This is a genomic window from Staphylococcus sp. HMSC063F05 (genome assembly GCF_001837075.1).
GTDB lineage: Bacteria > Bacillota > Bacilli > Staphylococcales > Staphylococcaceae > Staphylococcus > Staphylococcus epidermidis.
Genome location: NZ_KV831359.1, coordinates 854 through 7125, shown reverse-complemented (window position 1 = coordinate 7125; position 6272 = coordinate 854). Strand labels below are relative to the sequence as shown.

The window sequence follows — 6272 nt, the reverse complement described above, 5'->3', positions numbered from 1 at the left end:
GCGAGCCAACAATACGAAGTATTGTAAATAAAGATGCCAGTAAATGGATTTATGTAAACCTATTACTGACTTTTTTGCTAGGAATTATGTCCCAGCCTCTTTACAAATTTTGTAGCGAATCGATATTTATATTTAAAAATCCATGTTTTAGATAACTTTGACCCTATTTACCATTTTAAACTTAAGACAACAATTTGTTTCCAAACTTCTATAAGTATTTTCATGATATACTAATTCTCTTTTAAAAGTTTAAAATGATGTCACTATAACAAATTCGTTAACTCAGTATAGTAAACTTTGACTTTTATCATTCGAAAACATAAATTTTATAACACTCGTGATAAAAATTTTCAGTTCGACTGTGCTGAGGATTTTCAAATATGTTTTGTGGTGTACCAGATTCAACCACAACACCATCGGCCATAAATACTACTTTATCACTTATTTCTTTAGCAAAGTTCATCTCATGCGTGACAATCACCATTGTCATACCTTCATTCGCTAATTGTCTCATTACTTTTAAAACATCCCCTACTACTTCAGGATCAAGTGCAGATGTTGGTTCATCAAATAACATAACATCAGGTTCCATTGCCAAAGCTCTTGCAATAGCAACTCTTTGTTTTTGACCTCCAGACAGTTGATTAGGATATGAATCTGCTTTGTCTTTAAGCCCCACTTTTTCAAGTAAATATAAAGCTTTCTCTTTTAATTGATCTTTACTATCTTTATGTAATAAAAGTGGTGCCAACATTACATTTTCAATGACCTTTTTATGAGGAAATAAATTAAAATTTTGAAATACCATACCCATTTTTTGTCGTAAATTATCTAAATGAACATTATGTTGAGTTAATTCATTATCTTCAAATATAACTTTACCTTTTGAAGGTACATCTAACAAATTCATACAACGGAGTAAAGTGCTTTTACCACTTCCAGATGGTCCAATTATTGCAACCACTTCACCCTTTTCAACAGTAAGATTAATATCTCTCAATACTTCATTTGCTCCAAATTTTTTATTTAAATTTTTAATATTAATCACTGGCACTCATTCTCCCTTCAATAAAATTCATAACACGTGTAAGTGCAAATGTAAGTAAGAAATATAGTAATGCTGCAACTAACAATGTTGTGAAAGGATCAAAAGATATCCCTTGTACAACTTGTGCATTAAACATGATTTCACTCACTCCAATTGTGGAAACTATAGACGATTCTTTAATCAAGGTTACAAATTCATTACCTAATGCAGGTAAAATTTTCTTAATTGCCTGTGGCATAACTACTGATTGCATAGTCTGTCTATAATTCAATCCTAAACTTCTAGCAGCTTCAGTTTGTCCTTTATCTACAGCATTAATACCAGCTCTAATAATCTCGGCAATGTAGGCTGAAGAATTTATAACAAGCGCAATAGTACCACAAATTAAAGCTGAAATATCTAACCCCAAAGCTGCAGTAGTCCCAAAAAATACAATAAACACTTGCACAAGCATAGGAGTACCTCTTAAAAATTCTATGTATATACTTGCTATCCATTGTAATGGTCTAATTTTACTTATTTTTAATAAAGCTATAAAAGAGCCTAAAATAGACCCCAATACCACACCTACTAATGAAATCAAAATAGTATTTTTAATTCCTTTAATGAAAAAACTGCCATATTTAGAAATAAAATTTCCATCATCTTGCATATCTTCGGCTGCTTTTGTCATGTATTGATCAATTAAATTTTTTTCTTTTACATTATCAATCGTTTGATTTAGCTTATCTAAAAGTACAGGAGAGTTCTTAGGAACAGCTATACATGTTTGTTTCTTTTCTTCATTAAATTTAATCTTTGAAAATGTTAGTTCTGAATTTTGTTTTAAATATGCCTCACCTACTGGTTTTTCAACAACTACACCTGCTACTTTTCCACTTTTTAAAGATAATATAGCTTCAGGTAATCTATTGAGTGAAGAAATTTTACTATCTTCAATCTCAGTTTGTGCAATTTTTTCTTGATCTGTCCCTTTTTGCGCAGCAATTTTTTTGCCTTCAAAATCTTTGATGTTTTGATAACGTTTTGCATCATCTTTTTTAATCATCATCACATTATTTGTAATCATGTAAGGTTTTGTAAAATCCACTTCTTTTTTTCGTTCGGGAGTTGTTGTCATACCGGAGATAATAATATCGATTTTACCGGTCTTAAGTGCACCTAATAAGCTATCAAATTGCATGTTTACAATTTTTAGCTTTAGATGATTATCTTTCGCAATCTTTTTAGCTAATTCTATATCTACACCCGCATATTCAGTTTTACCATGTATCGTCTTTTCAAATTCTAAAGGTGCATAATCAGCTGACAATCCAACTCTTAGTTCTCCTCGATTTTTTATTTTAGTCCAATTTTCATCTTCATTTGCATATGTACTCGGACTGATGAATAAGGTGAAAGTACTTAACATTATTATTATGATTGATAGCATTTTGAACAAACACTTCATTGTTTTGACCTCCTTTTTTTTAATAATTATACATTATTATACATAAATACACATATTCGCGCAATTAGATTTTCAGATATAGTATAAAAAAATACCCGAGACATTGAATGTCTCGGGTATTTTTATACTATCTAAACTTAATAAATATATTCATTAAGTTATTCAAATTTCAACTTTTACCTTAAAAAAAGTAAAGAGTTTGTTACATATCATATACTGATTCCTAATATAATAATTAAAATTAATCTTTTGAGATTTCAAATTTATATATTTCATCACTGTATGTACTTAATACTTTTTTACAAATTTTGTGTACAATAAAGGCACCTGCAAATGGTATCACGAAATATCCAATAATTAATAAAATAATATTCATAGATGGATTTCCCGACATACGGTTTAATGCATTGATGGGACCAACCAATCCAGTATAACCAAAGCCAGCAGATAGTGCAGTCCCTTTAATTTTTAAAATATAAGCAATTATACCACATATGACTCCATTAATTGTCAATGGTATGGCTATAATTAAATGCTTTAAGTACACAGGAATCATCATTTTAGCAGCACCTATGAGTAATACCACGTTAACTCCAAGAGAATTAACTCTTAAAGATCCAAATAAAAAGGTTACACAAGCTGCAACTATTCCCATATTTGCAGCACCACTTCCTAAACCAGTAAGGTTAATTGCTGTTGCTATAGCAACTAACGAGATTGGAGTTACCATTAATAAAGAAAATGTTACACAAATTAATATAGACATTAATAATGGATTTAATTCTGTAAACCTGTTTACTAATTTTCCTAGTGACTGCGTAATAACTTGAACGTAAGGTAATGTTAATAACCCTATTAATCCACTAATTACAGGAACTAAAACGGGTAAAATAATCATTTCTAAGGAACCTAATTTCCCCTCTAAAAACATATAAATGAAACACGCTAATATAACTACTAAAATTACATTTATAATATCTCCAATTCCTTTTAATTCAATTGTTTGTCCATTATAGTGTACAGCTCCAGAACCTAGCATTGCTGAAATACCAATAATTGCAGCACCTGTACCTTTAAATTTAAATTGGTGCGCAGCAAGAACCCCTATAATAAAAGCCATAAAAGATTGTATGATTGTTACTAGCTGAAAAATCGTTTCTAGTACATGATTACCTTCTTTGAAGAATTTTAATAATTCACCTAATAAGGCATTAGGTAACAGTGCAATAACTACCCCTGCTCCTACTGCATTCAAAATGTTGTTAAAAAATCGCTTTCCATTTATTTGCGAATGACTCATGTTAAACCTCCATTTAAAACATTAAATTAATCGTATTATAGAAACGAAATATAAACAATCATTTAATATCAAATTTCATGTCAATAATTAAAGAAATTTGAGCATTTATACTTAATAGGGATAATATTTAGCATTTACTTATTTGATAAAAAAACATCCAAGGTTAAATTATATATTTAACCTTGGACGCATATGTTATATATATTTTATAAAAACTAAATTTAATTACTGAATATTTATATCAGGTATATTGTTTCTTAGGAATTGTTGAACGAAATCATTAATATAAACACTGCTATTGTATTTATTATCTACGCCACCATAATGTATTCCAATAACTTGATTTTTACCATTAAATACTGGAGATCCAGAGTTTCCACCTACAGTACTTAGGTCATATCTTAATTCCTCGCCACCAATATAGACAACTTTACCTACACTTTCCCACATTGTGGCTAATGGTTTGTCACCAGGGTAACCAGTAACAGTGATGTTTTCATTAATTCTAGTGTCTGTATTGCTACTTATAGTTGCAGGTTTAACTACTTGACCAATATGTTGATTATGTTCGTTTGGTGACACTCTTAAGATTGCTAAATCACTATTACCAGGATACGGTATGATTTCTTGACCCACAAATTTGCCATTAGGATAATCATTTTCATTTTTAGCTGAAGGATGGACACTAATATTTCTTGGATTACCCTTAGCTCCATTAACAACGTGTTTATTAGTTAATATTTCATTTTCACCTACAACAACACCTGAACCACTCATATATCCACCATCTATTGGTATATAAATAAAACTAACAGCATCATAATGACCTTGTGTAGTATTAAAAATTTGATGTCTATTATTATTAGGTAATATTACACTTGGGTAACTTTTATTTTGACTTGGTTTGATATTATGACTCGAACTATTAATATCTAAAACATTTTTGTTTTCTGTGTCAAGTGAGGAATGATTATGGCTTTCTGTATCGGTTTTTGCATAAGAAGTATTTACCATTGTAGTAGTTGCTAACGCTGCAATTGTCATTGTACATATAGATAAAAATCTCTTTTTCATATGATAACCTCCAAAAATTATAAAATTTATTTTTTTAATAACAGCTGTTACAATTAAATTATATATATAAACTGATAAAATATGTGATTAAATGCCTAAATGTTAAAATAAAAACCCTATCTGTTTACATTATATTAAATATTATATTTATTTTTTAAAATATTTTTTATAAGAATTTGGACACAATTATTAGTAACTTACTCATTAATAAAATTTTTGAGACTATCAAATGATAAATAACAATTAGCGCTTAAATAAATAAAAAAAGAGTGAAAACATTAAATTTACAATGGTTTCACTCTAAAAATATAAATGTATACCGGTGGTCGGGATCGAACCGACACTCCAATAAAGGAACGGGATTTTGAGTCCCGCGCGTCTGCCAATTCCGCCACACCGGCTCAATATATAAACAAAAAACTTCCCAATGGAAGTGAATAATGGAGCGGAAGATAGGATTTACACCTATATCTCATTCCGGGAAGGAATGTGTTCTGAGAGTTGAACTACTCCCGCATATTTAAAATTGGAGCGGAAGATAGGATTTGCACCTATATCTCATTCCGGGAAGGAATGTGTTCTGAGAGTTGAACTACTCCCGCATAATATTAAAATTTGGAGCGGAAGATAGGATTTACACCTATATCTCATTCCGGGAAGGAATGTGTTCTAAGAGTTGAACTACTCCCGCATAATAACCTGGAGGCGGCAACCGGATTTGAACCGGTGATAAAGGTTTTGCAGACCTCTGCCTTACCACTTGGCTATGCCGCCAATAACTGGGCTAGCTGGATTCGAACCAGCGCATGACGGAGTCAAAGTCCGTTGCCTTACCGCTTGGCTATAGCCCATTAATATAAAGGGCGGTTGAAGGGAATCGAACCCTCGAGTGTCGGAACCACAATCCGATGCGTTAACCACTTCGCCACAACCGCCATGGCAGGGGCAGTAGGAATCGAACCCACATCAAAGGTTTTGGAGACCTCTATTCTACCGTTGAACTATGCCCCTATATAAGATGGTGGAGGGGGGCAGATTCGAACTGCCGAACCCGAAGGAGCGGATTTACAGTCCGCCGCGTTTAGCCACTTCGCTACCCCTCCAAAATGGTGCCGGCCAGAGGACTTGAACCCCCAACCTACTGATTACAAGTCAGTTGCTCTACCAATTGAGCTAGGCCGGCTATAGGTATGGTTCAGGACAGAATCGAACTGCCGACACATGGAGCTTCAATCCATTGCTCTACCAACTGAGCTACTGAACCAAAATAAGAAATCGTAATGACACCTCTTTGAAAACTGAGTCATGTATGTTCTAAAAAACAATATGCATATCAACTGTTTCATCACGAAACCCATATCAATAATATTGCGGGAGGCGGATTTGAACCACCGACCTTC

4 protein-coding genes and 11 tRNA genes are annotated in these 6272 nt (G+C 32.3%); all 15 read right to left on the bottom strand.

What is annotated here, in order from left to right; all coding sequences use genetic code 11:
* Positions 1-307 precede the first annotated feature (307 nt).
* The 15 genes from HMPREF2576_RS09525 to HMPREF2576_RS09465 all read right to left on the bottom strand — a co-directional run bounded on the left by HMPREF2576_RS09525 (position 308) and on the right by HMPREF2576_RS09465 (position 6136).
* Positions 308-1048 carry an amino acid ABC transporter ATP-binding protein gene (locus HMPREF2576_RS09525; RefSeq protein WP_070856290.1) on the bottom strand — a complete coding sequence of 247 codons (741 nt, stop codon included), beginning with the start codon at positions 1046-1048 and terminating at the stop codon, positions 308-310.
* Positions 1041-2459 (bottom strand): ABC transporter substrate-binding protein/permease, encoded by a 1419-nt coding sequence (locus HMPREF2576_RS09520; protein ID WP_371106776.1) that lies wholly within the window; start codon positions 2457-2459, stop codon positions 1041-1043. Before HMPREF2576_RS09520 ends, HMPREF2576_RS09525 begins: the two co-directional genes overlap by 8 nt.
* A gap of 280 nt (positions 2460-2739) precedes the next feature.
* Positions 2740-3798 (bottom strand): PTS sugar transporter subunit IIC, encoded by a 1059-nt coding sequence (locus tag HMPREF2576_RS09515; protein ID WP_002456347.1) that lies wholly within the window; start codon positions 3796-3798, stop codon positions 2740-2742.
* Positions 3799-4023: 225 nt separating this feature from the next.
* The gene (locus HMPREF2576_RS09510) at positions 4024-4872 is read right to left on the bottom strand and encodes a trypsin-like serine peptidase (protein ID WP_070856294.1); all 849 of its coding nucleotides are present in this window, start codon (positions 4870-4872) and stop codon (positions 4024-4026) included.
* A gap of 317 nt (positions 4873-5189) precedes the next feature.
* A tRNA-Leu gene (locus HMPREF2576_RS09505) sits at positions 5190-5273 on the bottom strand.
* Positions 5274-5313: 40 nt separating this feature from the next.
* Positions 5314-5388, bottom strand: a tRNA-Gly gene (locus tag HMPREF2576_RS12365).
* Between the two features lie 11 nt (positions 5389-5399).
* Positions 5400-5474 (bottom strand) — tRNA-Gly (locus tag HMPREF2576_RS09500).
* Positions 5475-5488: 14 nt separating this feature from the next.
* Positions 5489-5563 (bottom strand) — tRNA-Gly (locus HMPREF2576_RS12360).
* Positions 5564-5572: 9 nt separating this feature from the next.
* Positions 5573-5646: transfer RNA gene (locus HMPREF2576_RS09495), tRNA-Cys, on the bottom strand.
* A gap of 5 nt (positions 5647-5651) precedes the next feature.
* Positions 5652-5723: transfer RNA gene (locus HMPREF2576_RS09490), tRNA-Gln, on the bottom strand.
* 11 nt (positions 5724-5734) lie between these two features.
* A tRNA-His gene (locus HMPREF2576_RS09485) sits at positions 5735-5807 on the bottom strand.
* Positions 5808-5809: 2 nt separating this feature from the next.
* Positions 5810-5883: transfer RNA gene (locus HMPREF2576_RS09480), tRNA-Trp, on the bottom strand.
* Between the two features lie 8 nt (positions 5884-5891).
* Positions 5892-5975: transfer RNA gene (locus tag HMPREF2576_RS09475), tRNA-Tyr, on the bottom strand.
* A gap of 4 nt (positions 5976-5979) precedes the next feature.
* Positions 5980-6055, bottom strand: a tRNA-Thr gene (locus tag HMPREF2576_RS09470).
* Positions 6056-6063: 8 nt separating this feature from the next.
* Positions 6064-6136 (bottom strand) — tRNA-Phe (locus HMPREF2576_RS09465).
* Positions 6137-6272 lie beyond the last annotated feature (136 nt).